Annotated in this window: 15 protein-coding genes and 1 pseudogene; 11 read left to right on the forward strand and 5 right to left on the reverse strand. The window is 66.5% G+C overall.

Features of this window, described 5'->3' with window-relative positions:
• The first annotated feature begins 84 nt into the window (after positions 1-84).
• Positions 85-1,365 (forward strand): VWA domain-containing protein, encoded by a 1,281-nt coding sequence (locus tag ABZ406_RS10105; protein WP_357758299.1) that lies wholly within the window; start codon positions 85-87, stop codon positions 1,363-1,365.
• Entirely contained in the window at positions 1,365-2,147 is a 783-nt protein-coding gene (locus tag ABZ406_RS10110) for a peptidase (RefSeq protein ID WP_357758301.1), read from the forward strand. Before ABZ406_RS10105 ends, ABZ406_RS10110 begins: the two co-directional genes overlap by 1 nt.
• 47 nt (positions 2,148-2,194) lie before the next feature.
• On the opposite strand, the gene ABZ406_RS10115 is transcribed toward ABZ406_RS10110, so the two are convergent.
• Positions 2,195-2,464 carry a hypothetical protein gene (locus tag ABZ406_RS10115; RefSeq protein ID WP_357207537.1) on the reverse strand — a complete coding sequence of 90 codons (270 nt, stop codon included), beginning with the start codon at positions 2,462-2,464 and terminating at the stop codon, positions 2,195-2,197.
• 198 nt (positions 2,465-2,662) lie between these two features.
• Here ABZ406_RS10115 and ABZ406_RS10120 point away from each other — a divergent pair, with 198 nt between their 5' ends.
• Together ABZ406_RS10120 and ABZ406_RS10125 are read left to right on the forward strand one after the other, a co-directional pair.
• A complete protein-coding gene (locus ABZ406_RS10120; protein ID WP_357758986.1) occupies positions 2,663-3,319 on the forward strand; it encodes a 4'-phosphopantetheinyl transferase superfamily protein in 657 nt (218 codons plus the stop codon).
• 203 nt (positions 3,320-3,522) lie between these two features.
• The gene (locus tag ABZ406_RS10125; protein ID WP_357758305.1) at positions 3,523-4,284 is read left to right on the forward strand and encodes a hypothetical protein; all 762 of its coding nucleotides are present in this window, start codon (positions 3,523-3,525) and stop codon (positions 4,282-4,284) included.
• A 9-nt stretch (positions 4,285-4,293) separates the two neighbouring features.
• Here the strand turns inward: ABZ406_RS10125 and ABZ406_RS10130 are convergent, their stop codons facing one another.
• Complete coding sequence (locus ABZ406_RS10130) at positions 4,294-5,379, reverse strand: Gfo/Idh/MocA family oxidoreductase (protein ID WP_357758308.1); 1,086 nt, start codon at positions 5,377-5,379, stop codon at positions 4,294-4,296.
• A 128-nt stretch (positions 5,380-5,507) separates the two neighbouring features.
• Positions 5,508-8,765, reverse strand: coding sequence for an RHS repeat-associated core domain-containing protein (locus ABZ406_RS10135; protein ID WP_357758311.1), 3,258 nt, complete (start codon positions 8,763-8,765; stop codon positions 5,508-5,510).
• Between the two features lie 600 nt (positions 8,766-9,365).
• On the opposite strand from ABZ406_RS10135, the gene ABZ406_RS10140 reads away from it, so the two are divergent.
• The 3 genes from ABZ406_RS10140 (at position 9,366) to ABZ406_RS10150 (ending at position 13,533) form a co-directional block, all read left to right on the forward strand.
• Positions 9,366-10,556 carry a pentapeptide repeat-containing protein gene (locus tag ABZ406_RS10140; protein WP_357758314.1) on the forward strand — a complete coding sequence of 397 codons (1,191 nt, stop codon included), beginning with the start codon at positions 9,366-9,368 and terminating at the stop codon, positions 10,554-10,556.
• A gap of 633 nt (positions 10,557-11,189) precedes the next feature.
• The gene (locus ABZ406_RS10145; RefSeq protein WP_357758317.1) at positions 11,190-12,809 is read left to right on the forward strand and encodes an LA2681 family HEPN domain-containing protein; all 1,620 of its coding nucleotides are present in this window, start codon (positions 11,190-11,192) and stop codon (positions 12,807-12,809) included.
• Positions 12,810-12,987: 178 nt separating this feature from the next.
• On the forward strand, positions 12,988-13,533 hold the full coding sequence (locus ABZ406_RS10150; protein ID WP_357758319.1) for an HD domain-containing protein: 546 nt from the start codon (positions 12,988-12,990) through the stop codon (positions 13,531-13,533).
• On the opposite strand, the gene ABZ406_RS10155 is transcribed toward ABZ406_RS10150, so the two are convergent.
• Positions 13,530-14,000: an NUDIX domain-containing protein gene (locus tag ABZ406_RS10155; protein WP_357758322.1), complete on the reverse strand. Its 471-nt coding sequence runs from the start codon at positions 13,998-14,000 to the stop codon at positions 13,530-13,532. The two genes, ABZ406_RS10150 and ABZ406_RS10155, sit on opposite strands and share 4 nt — an antisense overlap.
• A gap of 26 nt (positions 14,001-14,026) precedes the next feature.
• Positions 14,027-14,776, reverse strand: a complete 750-nt coding sequence (locus ABZ406_RS10160; RefSeq protein ID WP_357758325.1) for a helix-turn-helix transcriptional regulator — start codon at positions 14,774-14,776, stop codon at positions 14,027-14,029.
• A 195-nt stretch (positions 14,777-14,971) separates the two neighbouring features.
• On the opposite strand from ABZ406_RS10160, the gene ABZ406_RS10165 reads away from it, so the two are divergent.
• From ABZ406_RS10165 to ABZ406_RS10180, 4 genes and pseudogenes are all read left to right on the forward strand, one after another.
• Complete coding sequence (locus ABZ406_RS10165; RefSeq protein ID WP_130406273.1) at positions 14,972-15,304, forward strand: hypothetical protein; 333 nt, start codon at positions 14,972-14,974, stop codon at positions 15,302-15,304.
• 116 nt (positions 15,305-15,420) lie between these two features.
• Complete coding sequence (locus ABZ406_RS10170; protein WP_357758328.1) at positions 15,421-16,353, forward strand: hypothetical protein; 933 nt, start codon at positions 15,421-15,423, stop codon at positions 16,351-16,353.
• 110 nt (positions 16,354-16,463) lie between these two features.
• Positions 16,464-17,342 (forward strand): annotated as a pseudogene (locus tag ABZ406_RS10175) (FtsK/SpoIIIE domain-containing protein).
• On the forward strand, positions 17,339-17,524 hold the full coding sequence (locus ABZ406_RS10180; RefSeq protein ID WP_357758330.1) for a hypothetical protein: 186 nt from the start codon (positions 17,339-17,341) through the stop codon (positions 17,522-17,524). The pseudogene ABZ406_RS10175 and the gene ABZ406_RS10180 overlap by 4 nt, the downstream one beginning before the upstream one ends.
• Positions 17,525-17,556: the final 32 nt, after the last annotated feature.

The raw sequence follows: 17,556 nt of genomic DNA on the forward strand, positions 1-17,556 counted from the left end.
TGCCCGGTGACCCGGCCGGTGGCGTGAGTTCCGGGCCTGCCACCCAAACGATCATCCAAAGTGGATCTCACTACACTGCGGGTCGTGATCAACTTCAGACGATCGACGGCGGTCCTCCTCGGGCTGCTGGCGACCACCGCGCTGGCCGGGCCGACACAGGCCGACGAGGAGCCGGCGCCCGAGCCGCCCCGGGTCGAGCTGGTGCTCGACGTCAGCGGGTCGATGCGCGCCGCCGACATCGACGGACGCGCCCGGATCGCGGTCGCCCAGCAGGCCTTCAACGAGGTGGTGGACGCGCTGCCCGAGGAGACACAGCTCGGCATCCGAGTGCTCGGCGCGACGTACCGCGGCAAGGACAAGAAGGTCGGTTGCCAGGACACCCAGCAGATCGTTCCGGTCGGCCCGGTGGACCGGTCCGCCGCCAAGGCGGCGGTGGCGACACTTCGACCGACCGGGTTCACCCCGGTCGGGCTGGCGCTGCGCTCCGCCGCGCAGGACCTGGGCACCGGGGCCACCACCCGGCGAATCGTGCTGATCACCGACGGCGAGGACACCTGCGCACCGCCGGACCCGTGCGAGGTGGCCCGGGAACTGGCCGCCCAGGGCACCAGCCTGGTCGTCGACACCCTCGGCCTGGCCCCCGACGAGAAGGTCCGCCGGCAGTTGCTCTGCATCGCCGGCGCCACCGGCGGGACCTACACCGCCGCGCAGAGCGCCGAGGAGCTGACCGACCGGATCAAGCAACTCGTCGAGCGGGCCGGTGACACGCACACCCGGGCCCCGACGGTGGTCGGCGGCACGAACGCGTGCGACTCGGCGCCACTGCTCGCCCCCGGCGTCTACGCCGACCGGGAGGCGTTCTCCGAGCATCGCTACTACCGGGTGCCGATCCGCCCCGGGCAGGAGTTGCGGGCCTCGGTGAGCATGGCGCTGGACCGTGCCGTCAACCGGGACTACGGGGTGCTGCTGCGGGCCACCGCGGCCGACGGCCGGGAACTCGTCAGGGGTGCGGACGCCGGCAGCGGGCGGGCCGACGTGCTCTCCGCCGGGCTGCGCTGGTCGGCCGCCGCCGACGACGACGAGGACGCCGCCGAGACCGAGGAGAGCGCGGCACCTGTCGTCGAGCCCACCACCGTCTGCCTGGTGGTGAGCAACTCGTTCGCCCCGCGCCCCGGCACCGCGGCGACCCCCGGCATGCCCGTGGAGTTGACCATCGACGTGGTCGCCGCCGCACCCGCACCCGACGGACCGGACCTCGGGCGGGGCTGGGTGCTGCTCGCCCTGCTCACCGTCGCCGGGCTGATCACCGGTCTGCTCGCCGGCCTGCTCACCCGCTGGTGGGTCGCCACCTGGAGGGAGAACTGATGCGTACCGCTCTGTTCCGGTCGATGGCGACGCTGCTCGCCGCCGGTGGGGCCGCGCTGCTCCCCGCCGTGGCCGTCGCCGCACCGACCCCCTCCCCCGGTGCCACGCCGGTGAACCGGGCCGGCACGTCGTTCCTCACCGCCACCCCGATCACCGCCGGGCAGCCGGTCCGGGTGGACGCCTCGATCGGCGACCACCTCTACTGGTCGTTCCCGGCGGCGGCCGGCCAGGTACACGAGATCACCGCCACCGTCACCTTCCCGAAGGGACGCAGCGGCGCCTCCACCTGGACCGTGGACGTCTTCGACGGGCTGCGCCGACGCCAGGCGTGCACGGCGGGAGCACAGACCCCGGCGGTGGATGCGAAGGCGTCGAACGTGGTGCTGGGCTGCACGCTGCGCCAGGTGCGGCAGTGGGCGGAGCCCTGGTCGGCCGATCCGCTGCCCGGCACGTACGTCGTCCGGCTCTCCGTGATCGACCTGCCGGAGGCGGATCTGGGTGCGCCGGTCGACGTCGACCTGCTGGTCGGCACCATCGCCGACCGGGGCGCCTCGGCCGACGACGGCGAGTTGGCCGCCCCGCTGGTGCCGAACACCAGGGCCGGCACTGTGCTCAACGCCGTACCCCCGGCGGACGCGGACGCCGACGACGAGAGCGACCCGCTGACGGACTGGTTGCCGGATCTCGGCTCGCGCTGGGTCTGGACCAGCATCGGCGGCGTGCTCGCCGCGGTGGCCGGCGTGTTCGGTTTCGCGGTGACCCGGAGGCCGCGACGTCCCTGAAAACGCCTCCTCCGGTGGCCCCGCCCGGCGGCGGGGCCACCGGAGGCTCAGCGACGTCGGGAGCCGCGCGGCAACCAGCCGATGAACCGGTCCTGGAGCGACATCACCGGGGCAGCGCGCAGGTCTTCGGTGGCGGCGGCGAGGCAGGAGCCCAGATAGACGCTGAGCATGGCGCGATCACCCCCGTACTCCGCCAGCAGCCGGGTGCGCTTCGTCGCGCACGGCCACTCGTCACCGCAGGAGCCGCAGCTCCAGCAGGGGGTCTTCGGAGCGTGTTCGTCAGCCCGCACCCCCGGCCGTTCCAAGCCATCGGTCATCGCACGTCCTTCCAGATGTCCACGGGACTGGCGGCTGCCGTGCCGGCCAGCATTGATGGTGGTCCCCCCGGAGCCATCAGGGAGGGCGCCGCGCGTCCCTCCGGTGTTACATCTTTGCGGTACCTTCGACGGTCGTGGGAGTCGGAAATTTGACCGTTAACTCGATGCGTCATTCCTACCGACGAGTAGGTGACCGGAATGCGTGACCTGCTGCCATCGACGGTCGCCGTTGCCGTCGCCGGGCCCGAGGACTGGACCGGCGAGTTGCTCCCCGCTGAGCAGGCATGTCTCGGCGTGCAGGCGGTGCAGACCCGCCGGCGGGACTTTGCCGCGGGAAGGAATTGCGCCCGCAGGGCACTGCGCGACCTCGGCCTGCCGATCACCGCCGTGCCGGCCGCCGCCGACCGGGCGCCCGCCTGGCCGCCCGGGGTGGTCGGCAGCATCACCCACACCGCCGGCTACTGCGCCGCCGCGGCGGCGCACACCACCGACATCAGGTCCGTCGGAATGGATGCCGAGCAACACCGGGAGATCAATCCGGGGGTACGCCGACTCGTGCTGCTGCCCGAGGAGGAGGCCGCCTGCGCACGGCTCCCCGGAGGCACCCACTGGCCGGTCGTGCTGTTCAGTGCGAAGGAGACCGTCTACAAGGTGTGGTACCCGGTGGTTCGCGGTTGGTTGGACTTCCACGACGCCCACCTCGACCTTGATCCGGACGCCGGCACGTTCACCGCCCGGATCGCGCCGGCCCGGGTGGACGCGGCCGGGGTCGACGACCCGCCGGCCTCGATCACCGGTCGTTTCGTGATCGCCGACGGGCTGGTCCGCACCGCCGCCGTACTACCGCTCCGCTGACCTCGCCTGGTTACTCACAGCAATCAATAAAACACCGATCCATATCGGCGCTCGGTAATCGAACGACCACCGTCCACGCTGGCCAGTGTGCTGTGGCGGCACCCACAGTGGGACGCCTTCCGGCGTGACGATCGGGCACTCCGCCACCCACGGTAACGTCGGGGCGTTCGCGCGCCGCACGTACCGAAGCGTCAAGGAGTACGGTGACCCACCCCCAGCCCCCCGTAAGGCCGCACGACCCCCGACAGCCGAACCGTCAGTTCGCGGCGACACCGCAGCCCCCGTTCTCCGGGGCCGCGTACCCGGCAACCGGCGGGTACGCGGAAGCTGACGGCGGACACCGGGCACCCGGTGGCGCGGGCTACCCGATCATCGCACCACCATCGGTGCAGACGGATCGCGCCAAGAGGTCGGTAGTGGTCGTCGCGGTCAGCGCGGCAGTGCTCACCCTGCTCCTCTGCGCCGGTGGCATCGTGGCGGTCGTCATCAGCACCAAGGGCTCCTCGACCACGGTGAGCGAGGCGCGGGCACACGCGTCCCCGTCGATGCCGCAGTCGGTGGACGACGGCACCCGCGACCTGTCGCCCGGCGAGACCCTTGTCGTCGACGGCGACGCGGGCACCGTCGAGATCACCGTGACGAAGTTCAGCAGCGCCACCAAACCCTGCAAGTCCCACGGGTTGAAGCCCGGCGAGGGCGTGTACGTGATCGCCGACGTGACGGTCGCCGTCACCAGGGGCACCGCGTCGACGAACCCGCTGTACTTCCAGTGGGTCGCCGCCGACGGCACCAAGACCACCGCCATCGGTGGGGCCTTCTCCGGCTGCGGCAAACCGATGCCGGCCGTCGACGACCTGACCGCCGGCACCAGACGCACCGGCAGCGTGGTGTTCGACGTGCACGACACCTCGGGCGCGTTGGAATACCAGGACCAGTTCCAGACCGCCGGTTCCTGGAAGCCGTGACCGTCCGGGTTACCGGCCCCAGGCCTCGGTGTCGGTGACGACCGGCCGGCCGGTGCGTACCGACTCTTCGATGGCGAGGCTGATCAGATGGTCCTGGCAGGCCTCGGCGAGCGGATACGGCGCCGGACCCTCCTCCCGCGCCCACGCCCCGGCGCGGGCGACGATGTCGGCCACCGCGATGTCGTCGTCGGACATTCCACTGCCGACGAACGGATTGCGGTAGACGACGTCGCCGTCGAAGCTGATGTGCTTCAGGTCGAGCCCTTCGAGGTTCAGGTCGAGACCGGTCTGCCGCCGGGTCAGGAGCGACTCCACCGGCGTGGTCGGGTCGACCAGGCGGACGACCCGGTCGTCCACCAGCTCACCGCGCGAGCCACGCACCACCAACCGGCGACCACGCAGCGGGTTCCACCACTGGTTGTCGGTGAAGTCGTACAGACCCATCCGCCCGCCGAAGTCGATCGTCGCGAGGGTCGTGGAAAGCTGCTGCGGAGTGTCGTCGCCGCTCCAACCAGCAGGTGAGAGCGGATTCGCCAGCGGCGCGACGAAAGCGTTCGCTCTCACCTCGGCGCTCTCGTGACCGACGCCGAGCAGACCCCGGATCAGCGACACCGCGTGGTAGAGGTGGGTCGAGGAGATCTGCACCGATGTCGCCTCGCCGAGCACCCCGGCGCGGACCACCGCCAGGCGCGCCGCATGCCCGGGCATCAGCAGGTACTGCTCGGCGACCTGCACCAGACCACTGCCTCCGACGTCGGCCCAGAGCGAACGCAGACCCGCCACGTCGGGGGCGGGCGGCGTCTCGGCGAGCACCGGTACGCGAGCCGCGACCAACTCTCGGGTCGCCTCCGGTGTCACCGGCCACGGCACCGACACGATGACGAAGTCCGGCCGCTCGTGGGCGAGCAACTCCGCCGTCGTGCGGAAGGTCGGCACGCCCCAGTCGGCCGCCACGACAGCCCCCCGCGATTCGGTACACGTCACCACCCCGGTCACCCGGAACCGCTCGGGGAGCAGCCGGGCCAGGCGAAGGAAGAACTCACCTCGCCAGCCACTGCCGACGATGCCGAACCGGGTCTGCGCCACCGATGCCATCTGGGCTCCTCACGTAGAGGTCCGGATGCTAACCCGTTACGGGAACAACCCCGCCCACCCCGACGGGGTGAGGCGGAGGGGGCGGTGAACATTCGCCGGCCCCTCCGCCTTCGGTTGAATCGGAGGGACTAACCGATCGCCTCGTCGACGAGACCGGTGAGACACCCGATCCCCGCCCCGACAGCGACCCCGGCCACCCCGCCGACCACACCGGAGATGGCCCCGGTGGCAGCGCCCTTCAGACACCCCTTCGTGTAATTGGGTGCGAGGCCGGTGGGGTCGACGTAGTTCACCGGGTTGTCGGCGGCGTACGCGTACCGGTTACCGATGGCCGGGTCCGCCAGGAAGCTCAGGCTGTCCTGCTGGGTGAAGCGGCCGGTGTTCGGGTCGTACCAGCGGCGACCGAACTTGGTCAGGTCGTCGTGGCGGATGCCGCTGGCGAACCCGATGGCGTTGTCGATGATCTCGTTGTTGCTGCCGACCGTCTTGACCACCTTGCCGTACGGGTCGTAGGTGTAGGAGCCGGACAGCGAGCCGTCGTACTTGATCAGGGCGACCACCGAGCCCAGCCCGTCGAACACGTAGAAGTAGTGGTGGAAGGTGCTTCCGGTCTTGCCCCGGAAGCCGAGTGGCGTGCCGAGCTGGTCGCGCTCGACGTAGTGCCGGCCGTAGGTGCCCGGCACCGTGTAGCTCTGCACCACGCTCTGACCGTTCTGGTCGTTGCGCCCGAAGAAGTACTCGTACTCGAACCGGGGCGTGCCCTTCCAACCCAGCTCGATCTGGTCGGGCCCGTTGTACGCCCAACCCAGCTCCGCGCCCCCGGCGGTGAAGCCGCGCATCAACTGACCTGCGGAGTTGTACTCGAAGTCGCGCAGCGCCGAACCGCCGAGCTGGTTGCCGGCCCCGTCGTGTGTGTAGCCGGAGCTGGTGATCTGGTTCCCGGCGTTGTACGTCAGCGTCTGCCTGGTGACTCCGTCCACCTTCTCCGAGGTGCGGTTGCCGTTGCTGTCGTACGTGTAGTCGTAGGTCTTGCCGTCGATGTCGGTGGCCTTGGTGAGCCGGTTGCCCTGGTCGTAGGTGTAGAGGCTGACCGCTCCGCCGCGGTGGTGGTCGGTCTGCCACTGCCGCAGGCCGGTGTCGTCGGCCTTGGTCGTCGAGCAGGCGGCGGTGCCGACCCGCTTGGCGTAGCAGTAGGACACGTCGAAGACGGTGCTGGCCGTGCCGCCCTGCCAGCGCTTGCTGGTGGTGCGGCTGATCCGGCCGGACTGGTCGAGCGTGTTGACGGTCTCGGCCACCGTCACCGACGAGACCGCCAGCCTCGTCGAGGTACGTCGGCCCTCGTCGTCGTAGCCGAAGGTGTAGGTGCCGTTGGCGGCGACCAGCTTGGTGAGCAGGTTGCGGGCGTTGTAGGTGTAGTACGAGCTGCCGCGCTCGTCCTGCTGCTCGATGAGGTTGCCGACCGGGTCGTAGACGTACCACAGCCCGCCCACGCTGCCGGTGCGCCGCCCGGTCAACCGGTTGAGCCGGTCGTAGAAGAAGTTCTGGTAGGCGTTGCCGTCGATGCGGGCGTAGACGTTGCCGCCGCCGTCGTACTCGTAGACGACATCCGGAATGTCCGGGTAGTTGATCCGGGTGATGCGGTCGCCGAGGTCGTACTCGTACTGCACGGTCCGCCCGGTGCCGTCGGTCGTCGTCCGTACCCGGCCGAACTCGTCGTAGCTGAACTGACGATTCCCGAGCGTCGTCCCCGTCGGCGGGGTGATCGAGGTCAGCTGCTTGTCGGCGTCGTACTGGTAGGTGGTCCTGTTCGCGCCGTTGCCCGGGTCGGTCGACGAGGCGACAGTGCCGTCGGTGTTGTACTCCACCTTCGCCTCGGCGGCCAGGGCGTCCGTCGTGGACAGCCGGTTACCCGCCCCGTTGTACGTGAACGAGTTCGCGTTCCCCTGGGTGTCCGAGCCGGACGACGGCTGGAAGTTCGCCGTCGGGTTGGTCGGCGTCGCCACGTTCGCGTAGGCGAGGGAGGACCGGGCACCGGTCGGCGTGATGACAGCAGTCGGCGACTGCCCACCGTTCGCGTCGTACGAGATGCTGGTGATGCCGCCGGTGCCGCTCTGCGTCGAGGCCACGTCGAGGTTGGCCGTGTAGGAGATGCTGCGGGCCTTGCCGTCGGGGTCGACCAGGCCGGTAACCCGCTTGTCCGCGTCGACCGTGTACGTGCTGCGCGGCACCGAGGTGACCGGCTGCGACTGGTTGGTGTTGGCGTCGGCGACGAGCGTCTGCGTGGCCGACGGGTACGCCCACCGGGTGGTGGCGCCCACCGACGGGTTCTGCGGCTGGAAGGCCCGGGTCAACGAGGTCACCCGGTGCGCCGTGTCGTAGGTGATCGTGGTGGCGTTCCCGAGCGCCGACCCCTGGATGCCGCCCGAGATCTTGGTGACACGGCGGGACGAGTCGTATTCGAACCGGGTGTCGGTCCCGGTGGCGGAGCGGATCTGGATCAGGTTGCCGGTGCCGTCGTAGCTGTACCGGACACTGCGGTACCTACCGCCCGCCACGGTCTGCTCGACAGCCGACACGTAGCCGTTCGAGCCGTAGAGCACAGTGGCAGTGCGCACGGCAGTGGCACCACGGCTGGAGGTGACAGTGGTCAACCGGCCGTTGGCGTCGTAGCTGTAGTCGGTGACGCTGTCGTTGCGGTCCTGGCTGTGGTCCAGTAGCCCGGCGGAGGTGAAGAAGAGCTTCCGGCCGCTGTCATGCTCGACGAGCTTCCATCCGGAGCCGTCGGTGGTGAGCGTCGCCTTGAACTCCTTCGCGGCGGTGTAGCCCGACCCGCTCGGGGTGAACCGTCCGATGACACCGTCGGCCGCGACGTACGTGACGGAGTTGTCGTCCGCCCTGATCAGCCTGACGTCCACCCCGGCCCGGGTACGCCAGCTGTGACCCAACGCGCCGGCCGGCACCTCGCTCCCGGTGAGAAGGCTGTTGTACGAGGCACCCAGCACCAGGTCGTCCGCGATGCCCGGCAGGACCAGATCAGTGCTGCGGATGAGCAGGTTCCCCGAGCCGGTGTTCACCTGTGCGGTCAACCGGTCGGTCAACTGGAAGGTGCTGAACAGGCCGTTGCGGACCGGCCCGGTGCCGATCGGGACCGAGATCGGTCCGGCGAGCTGGCTGACCGGGGCGTTCGACGGTCCGAGCGCTCGCTTCGCCGGTGAGCCGGGTGACGCGGGCTGGGACGGCGGAGCCGAGGCGGGCTTCGCCGCCGCCTGCTGTGGCGCGGCGTGTGCCGGCACGACCACCACACCGGACGTCGACACCAACAGGACACCCAGCGCGACTCCCGTGGCCCGCCTTCGGCCACCAGCCTTCGATAAGAACCTGAGCATTCAACTCCCCTTTGACGATCCGCGAATCACTCCCCGACCATCCGGTCAGGACTGCGACGACCCGCCGCGAGATCGAGTAGAGCAGTGATGATCGCCAATTCCGGCAGAAAGGCTGTTCGGGACTGTTCGGACCAGTTCGGAGGCGTTCGACACGGCGGTGACACACTCGTCCTGACGTCGGACATCTGGACGAATCGCAGCCAGGGCTCGTGACGGCTCCTGACGCCCACCTCTACCGACCCGCTCGGTCCTACAGCCTGCCTGGTCCGTCGAGCCGAGGACCTCGAATTCTCGCTGAGCTGTGCCCGCTGATCTTGCTAGCGGGGTTTCCCCAGGTCGTACGTGTTCTTTGGTGGAGCTGAGGGGATTTGAACCCCTTACACCTTCGGCTCTGATAGATCATCTTTCATCAGACGGATCGCTGGGCTGACCTGTGCAACCGTCGCCAACACCTCTCGACGTTTGACACGGCTTGTCGGTCCCGGATGTGCCGGATCTGTGCCCGATGATCTTCCCGACGCTCCCGCCCTCGCACCTTGCAGCGGTCTTGACACTCCATGACACGCTCGTTGCTCGGTGCTACCACGAGGGAGCATTATCGTGAAACAGTTTCGCTTCAGCCTGGGTGGCTCAATAAGCCCTAGAAAGCGCCGGGCGATAGCCATCTCGGCAAGCTTCGTCGTAGCCGCCATTCTCGGCATCGCATTTCTCGTAGCGCTACTAGGGCCTTTAGCAGATGCGGCGACGCCGGTCGACAAGGATCGGGCTTCCGCCATCAATAGCACTAGGCAGACACTTCTCGGAACAGCGGCAGGCCTGGCAGCCTTAACTGGCCTCCTTTTTACAGCCCGGACTTTCTCTCTAACGCGCAGAGGCCAGATAACTGATCGCTACACCAAAGCCATCGGGCAGCTAGCATCGGAGAAGTTGACCGAACGACTCGGCGGAATTTACGCATTAGAGCATCTAATGCGGGAATCAGGACGTGACCACGAGAGTATAGTCGAGGTTTTGGCGGCGTTCATTCGCATCACGGCGCCATTCAACCCGGACGCGGACAACTCATCAAACCCACGCCTCACGTTGGAACACTCAGAGGGAAAAGCCTGGCACGGCCGCTCCGCACCGAGAATCACGCACGATGTGCAGGCCGCCCTACACGTACTGGGCCGCCGACCCGAGGCTAGCGAAGCGAACCCCCTAGACCTCCGACATACGGACCTTCGGGGTGCCGACCTGGCTAACGCGAGGCTGGATCGGGCACTGCTCAACGGTTCGTGTTTGCGGGACGCCGACCTCTTGAACGCTCGATTAAACGAGGCCAACCTTGGGTTCGTACAGCTACAGAATGCGAGACTGAGCAGGGCAAAGCTGCGGAAAGTGCATGCCTTCGGCATGGAGGCGGATGGTGCGATCCTCAACAGTGCTGATTTGAAGGCGGCAAACTTAATCATGGCTAAATTACGCAAGGCCGAACTCCGCGACGTCAACTTGGCGTCCGCATCGCTTATGAGAGCAGAGCTGAGCGAGGCCAACCTCGCTAGAGCGGACCTTTCAAATGCCAATTTAATGGGCGCAGAATTAGATGGAGCAATCTTCAAAGGCGCCATCCTCAACGGCGCTTCACTCAGGGGACATCTACATCTGGAAGGAGGTGAGATAATCAGATCCCAAGCAACAGGGTTGACGAGAGAGCAGCTTGCTTCGGCAACCTTCAGCGAGGAAACCGTAATCCCCCTCTATTTGCTAAAAGGCCAATCATCAGACAACGATCGATGCCCGCACGAGTGAATTGCATTGCAGGGCCAATAGCGCCGGCTGCGGCTCCTAGCCATCCCGTCGGCCTTCGTCCGCACACCGTGGAGTGGGTGGGGCCTGCCCGGTCAAGGTGGAGCACACCACCGTCTGAACGACCTTGACCGGGCAGGCCCCACCTGCTCGGCTCCGCCCGGACGAAGGTTGTCGGGATGGCACCAACCATCCCAGAGCGCCCGAGCGCCCCGCCAGAGGCACTGTCTGTGTCTCGACCAAGCCGAAGCCCCGGAACTGCCATCGATCATGGCGGCCCGGGGCTTCTTCGTATGTCGCGCCGCCGGCGGGCTATCACCGATCGCGCCGTGGCCGCAGGCCTAAGGCGCGATCGGCGGGCCCTCGGCCCGGCCCAGGTTCGGCGGCGCGAGCGGTCCGCGAAGCGGGCCGCCTTGATCCCGTACAGAAAGTTCTCACAAACTCTGTTTCCCCGGAGCCGCTGGGACATAGCTAAATGCAGTACGCGGCTCAACCGCCTTCGCGCCCGTTTGTCGTGAACGGCTATCGCTCCTTCCTGGACACCCTGACCTTCGGGCACCGCTTGAACCGGCCGCTGTTACCGTAACGAGGCTAAAAGCGCTCGCCACCTTCGATGCTTCCCTCTAGGCTGAGGGCATGGAATTCTCGGCGGAGTACCTGCGCCTGTATAAGTTGGTCCTCCAGACAGGCGACCGTTCGGTCGCCGCTGTCGAAGCAGCGACCACCATTCTGTCGATTGCAGCGGAAGCCGAGTCCGCAAATCTAACTTCCGAGGAAGCGACAGCAATCCGCTTCATGTGCTCCTCGGTCCTGCTGAATTCCGCATTCGATCTGCACGACACTACACTGCTTAAGCAGGGAAGGGATCTTGCGGAACAGGCGCTGACCGAGACAGGGCCAGATGAACCACTGCGCTTCCAATGCATCTACAACGTCGCCAATGCAATCGTCGCCGAGTGTGACGAGGGACTACCTAAACAGGCCGGTCACGATTCCTGGGTTCCTAGCCTGATCGAGAACCGCTTGGCTCATCGCCTCCACCTCCGCGAAGCTCGGAGTCTGTACTTCGAGGCCGCATCATCTCCATCAGCGGATCCGCATACGCGATCGGCAGCGTATTGCAACCTGGCGAACAGCCTCGACCACTCTGGCCGCTGGGCCGAGGCCTATGACTTCTACCTTCGGGCCTTAGAGGAGGACCCAAAAAATGGCAACGCAGCCGGCAACCTAGCTCAGTTGCTACACTCGCGGATTAAGAATGGAACAGGCCAGCTAGGCCACATGGCTGCTGTTTACGACAAATACGTCACGATGGCAAAATCGCTGCGTGATGGTACGCTGAGTTTCGCCGGCGAAGGTACAGCAGACCGGTGGGACGCGCTCGACCTGACCGAAAGCGATGGTCACCTATCTCATGGACTTGCCGATAGCGATGACGACTATCGACATTGGGTTGCCGCACATCGCTTGGCCCTGTCCCCCGCTGTCGAGGGACTCGGGACGGACGATCCGCACTGGGACGGGGCGGTAATCGAGGTCCTATATGGCAACACGGATCCAGATGTGATTCCGCCAATACTGGCCGAAATGAATGTCTTGAAATCCGACTTTCTTGTTTCCCGAAGACTGGCATTCGACGGGATCGTCCAAGTCGCAGAAGGCCCGGAGCAGAAAGACGACGACTCGGGATATTACATCGAAACGCTGGACCACTCCCTGTATGGAACCCAGTATTCCAAACTCCTGCTAGCCCAGCGATCCGCACTGGACGTCCTAGACAAGACCGCCGTGGTCGTGAACGAGTATCTCAACGTCGGCGACCGCCCTGACCGCGTGTCGTTTCGAAAGTTCTGGACTAACAAGGACGGGTCAGTGCGGGAGAGTCTGATCAAGCGTCCGACGAGAGCCCTTTCTGCATTCGCTCTATCGGAGTTGGCTTTCGACATGGACAAAGATGGTCTCTACGCCGCCTCGCAGGATCTGCGCAACGCAGGAACACACAGGATCGTACATGCGGCCTTCATGAATGCAACCGGCGTCACTCCCGACTCCCGCAGCAGAGTCGGACTCTTCGACTTGGTTGATTCCACTATCCTCGCGCTACAAGTGACCCGGTCGGCCTTTCTCTACGTCATTGACTTGGTTGCGACCTGGAACCACCCGGACGACCATCAAGGCGACTATCGGTTGCTTCCATCTTTCGAATACATGCAGTTTCCTGACCTGAAGGATGGCGGAACCTCTGCTACAGATTAGCGCCTTCAACTTGTCGCACATCAGTTGGCAGACATATGTCCCGACCTGTTGTCGGATTACATTCTCACGTGACGTCACCTGACCGTCGTCCGCGCTCGGGTAGCGACGCCCGTGTCGTCTCGCATTAGGGTCTGGTCAGCCTCTACACCTGTGAGGGTCGGAGCCGTAGCCTGAGACGGTGAACCTTCTAGCTGATCGAGCCGCTCAGCTCTCCGAGCAATGCCTGGCTGCGGCACTCCCTCGTCGGTGGAGGCATGTACAGGCAGTGGGAGCGAAGGCCGAGAGCCTTGGCCGGCTCGTCGGCGACGACGCGGAAGTGCTTGCTGCTGCTGGATGGCTGCATGACATCGGCTACGCCCCGGACATTGCTGATACGGGCTTCCATGCTCTGGATGGCGCTAGGTGGCTACTCCGGCAGGGCTTCGAGCCACGTCTGGCAAGCCTAGTCGCGCATCACTCGTGCGCTTCGTATGAAGCTGAGGAACGGGGGTTGAAGCCCGCTCTCATGGCGGAGTTTCCCCTCGAACAGTCACCGACGTCTGACGCCCTCTGGTTCGCCGACATGACTACCGGGCCTGACGGCCAGGACCTCACCGTGGATGAACGGTTGGCGGAGATCCGCGAGCGATACGGCCCAGATGACCTAGTGACGCGCTTCTGGGTGAAGGCGGAAGCGCCGTTGCTAGAGGCTATCCGTCGAACGCAAAAACGACTGACGACCTAGCCGATGTACGGCTGCTGCCGATTCTCGAAGCCGTGGTCGATCCGAAGCCGCATCGACGGATGAATGTCGAGGCCGTCCAACTCTTCTCGCTCGATCCACCGGACCTCCGAGGACTCGTCGCTCGGTGTCGGCCGGCCACTGATGTAGCGACCTCGGAAGCAGATTGAGAATTGCTGCCGCACCTCGCCGTCGCTGTACTCGACCACGTGATTCGGGTTGCTGTAGATCCCGACCACGCTGGTCACCTCGATCTCCACCCCGGCTTCCTCGCGTGTCTCACGGACGGCGGTATCGGCGATGTACTCGCCGAACTCCTGGCCACCCCCGGGCAGTGCCCAGAGACCGTTGTCGGTCCGCTGGATGAGCAGCACTCGACCCCGTTCGTCCTGCACGAAGACGGTGACCGCAACGACGATGCTGTTCGGCTTCGGGGCGTCCGGGTCGTTGAAGTGCTCGATACGGGCCATGGCCCTAGCCTCTCACCGCCGACGGCTCAGTGCTCCGGCCAGACGGCCCGCTTCTTCCCGAGTACCTGCTTAAAGCTGGCGACATAGTTGTCGAACAGCTCCGCTCCGCCGATGCGCCGGAGATGCAACACCGGGGCGTAGGCGGCCGGTGTGCCGTAGAGATGGGTGTTGACCAGCATCTCGTCATCGAAGCGGTAGATGGAGTTGTAGAGGATGGTGTCGTGGTAGTAGATCCCGACCGTGTCTAGGTCTCGTAGTTCCTTATAGAAGGCAAGCGCGTTCAGAATCTTGCTCGACATGGCAGCGCCGATGCCCTCGTCGTCCCCCCGTTCGGCGATGTGCTTACCCTCCGGATCGCCGAAGAGCAACTCCACCTGGGCGCCCGCGAGCGCCTTCTCACGGAGCGTTGGCACCCATCGGTGGTTGAACTCGGGCAGGAACAGCCCGCCGTAGACCAGGACGCCGATCTGTCGGGTGGCCTTCTCTAGGAGTTGCTGCCAGAGGTCAGTCGGGACGGCTCCGCGGCGAGGGTAGATGTGGACCACCTCGGACTGGCTGACCTGCGCCGCTCGCTGCGCCGGCAGAGCGTCCGGCCAGAGGTAGGACTCGCTCTCGTCCAGCAGCTCAGCGATCGTGTGGCGATAGCGCGGGTATGGGTTCCGGTCCTGGGTGATCCACCGCTCGACGGTCTTCGGGTCGACACCAAGTCTCTCCGCGAGTGCCCCAGGCGTCAGCCCTTTCGTCAGCATCCTGCTGCGTAGACGGTCGTTCGGCATGGAGGCTCCTGCTCTTGAACAACGGGACGACTCTAGGGACGACTTACCTTAGCAAAGACGTCCCTAGTCGTCCATTCCTCGTGGTGAAGTCGTCACTACCGATCGACGCACTCTGATTCCAGAAGAGCTGCCGTCCAAGAAGGACGTATTTAGCCCAGCGATTCGGGCTCAGCTCACGAGTTGAAGGAGTCAGTCATGGGACGTCTGCTGCTGGACACCTCGCGGGTGTCGTACGAGGTCGCGGTGAACCCGGTTCCGAAGCTGGACCAGACGGGTCAGCAGAAGTTCGACCGGGAGACGAAGCAGCCGATGTGGGCGGTGCAGCTCTACGCCCTGTCGGAGGGAAGCGCTGAGGTCATCAACGTGACGGTGGTCAGCCCGGTGATGCCGGCGGTGGCTGTTCGTCAGCCGGTGGTGCCGATGGACCTGGAGGCGCTGCCCTGGGTCAACGACCGCGACGGGAAGGTCCGCTCCGGTGTGGCGTTCCGGGCGTCGGCGCTGACCGCGATGGAGACCGCCGCCGTCTAGCGGCCGGTGTTCCTGTTCGGCTCCACAAGGAGAGGTGGACACGGGGTCGCCGTTGATTGGCGTCGTCTGCGACCCCGCGTCCTGTCCAACAAGGTCCCTACTAGGGAGGACTTGTCGTGTCCAAGTCTAGCCAGAGGTCCCCGTTCGGCTGGTCGAACCGTGGGGGCAACAACGTCACTGTCATCGAAGCGCCGGTTGCCCGCTCGTACCGTCGTCGGGCCATCATCGGGTTCTGGGTCACCCTCGGTGTGGTCGGCCTGCTGGCTGCCATGGTGGCTTCTGAGTACATGCACCCGATCCTGGGTGGTCTGCTCGGCGTCGTCGTCGGCGCTGTGCTCGGCGTGGTGGTGTTCGCGCTGATCGTGGCGTGGCCGGTCCTGCGGGTCTTCTGGCACTGGCTGCTGGAGATCGTGCTCGGCCTGGCCGTCGTCTACGGCTGGAACGCGTTGATGCAGTCGACCCCGTTGTGGGGTTCGCTGCTCGTCGTCGCCCTGGTCGTCGGCGTCCCCGCCGCCATCAGCCCGCTTCGCCGTCGGGTGATGGCCTGGGTGTGGTGCCTGATCGTGCGGCACCGGCTGCGGTTGTGCTTCGCGGCGTTCATCGCCACCAACCGGCACGGCTCACTCCCGCTGATCCTGCTCGCCAAGCCGACTCCGGCCGGTGAGCGGGTGTGGGTTTGGCTGCGACCCGGTCTGTCTCTGCGGGATCTGGAGCAGGACGGCCAGGTGCAGAAGCTGGCGGTGGCGTGCTGGGCCAACGAGGTGCGTGTCATGCGCGCCGGCCGCAAGTACGCGGCGTTGATGCGCATCGACATCACCCGCCGCGAACCGCTGGCGCACACCATCGTGTCGCCGCTGCCGGACTACGTCCCCCTGGACATCCCGGCCAACGCTCCCACCTCTCCGGGCATGCCGCCTGTCGGCCTGGACCTGCCCGACATCCCCGACGTGCCGGTCATCGCACCGGCCGACACCCCTCGCCAGCGCAAACCGCGCAACCCCACCACCACCGCGAACCCGACCGGGTTCGACCCCTCCGACTACGCCTAACCACCGGGACGGCGCGGACCAGGCACCCCTGACGGGTCAAGCGTCCGCGCCCCACCCCATCCCCCACCCGCTTCTGACACGTACGTGTCAACCGACCCCGGGAGCCTGCTGTGGACCTCACGGACACCATCGAACTGCCCCCGCCCCCGGATGTGCCGCAGACGGTGCCGGTCGGCGCGGGCCTGTCCATCTTCGACCCGGTCTTCCTCGGCATCGACGAGTTCGGCCACCCCGCCTACCTGCCGATGATCTACCGCAACATCCTCATCGGCGGTGAACCCGGCGCGGGCAAATCGTCGCTGTTGAACACCATCGTCGGTCACGCGGCTCTGTGCCCGGATGTACGGCTGTGCCTGCTCGATGGCAAGCAGGTCGAGCTGGGTCTGTGGAAGGACGCCGCCGACGTGTTCGTCGGCCCCGACATGGACCACGCCATCCGCACCCTGCGCCGCGTCCAGACGGTGATGGACAACCGGTACTCGTTCCTGCTCGCCCGGCGTCGCCGGAAGATCGGCCCGAACGACCTGTTCGGTCAGATCCTCGTGGCCTGCGACGAGATCGCCTACTTCTCCGCCACCGCCGGCGACAAGAAAGACCAGGACCTGTTCGCCGCGCTGCTGCGCGACATCGTCGCCCGGGGCCGCGCCGTCGGCATCATCGTCGCCGCCGCCACCCAGCGCCCGTCCTCGGACATCATCCCGCCGTCACTGCGGGACCTGTTCGCGTAGCGGTTCGCTGGCCGCTGCACCAACGACGTGTCCTCGGACATCGTGCTGGGGCACGGCTGGTACGCCCGCGGCTTCTCCTCCAACAGCATCGACCCGAACAACCAGGGCGAGGGCTACCTCATCGCCGAAGGCGGCATCCCCAACCGCGTGAAGGCCGCCTACATGACCGACGCCGACATCATCCGCGTCGCCGACTACGCCACCTGGACCCGCCGTCGCTCCGGCCTCGCCGCCGCTGTCGACCTGCGGACAGCGGCATGAGCACCACGACCGCTACCCCGACTCGGGTCCTGGACCTCGTGCTCGTCGGTGACGGCGAAGACATCGCCGCACTCACCGCCATCGCCCGACACGCGGGCGTCCTGGTCTTCCGCTCCGCACCCGCTCTTGTCAGTGACGGCAGGCAACGGGTGACTCTCCGGCTCCACCTGCACCACCGATAGAAGCGGCCGACAGACCGGCCAAGGCCCTGAGA

Origin of the sequence: Micromonospora sp. NPDC005710, assembly GCF_040630995.1 — a bacterium.
Classification (GTDB): Bacteria; Actinomycetota; Actinomycetes; order Mycobacteriales; family Micromonosporaceae; genus Micromonospora.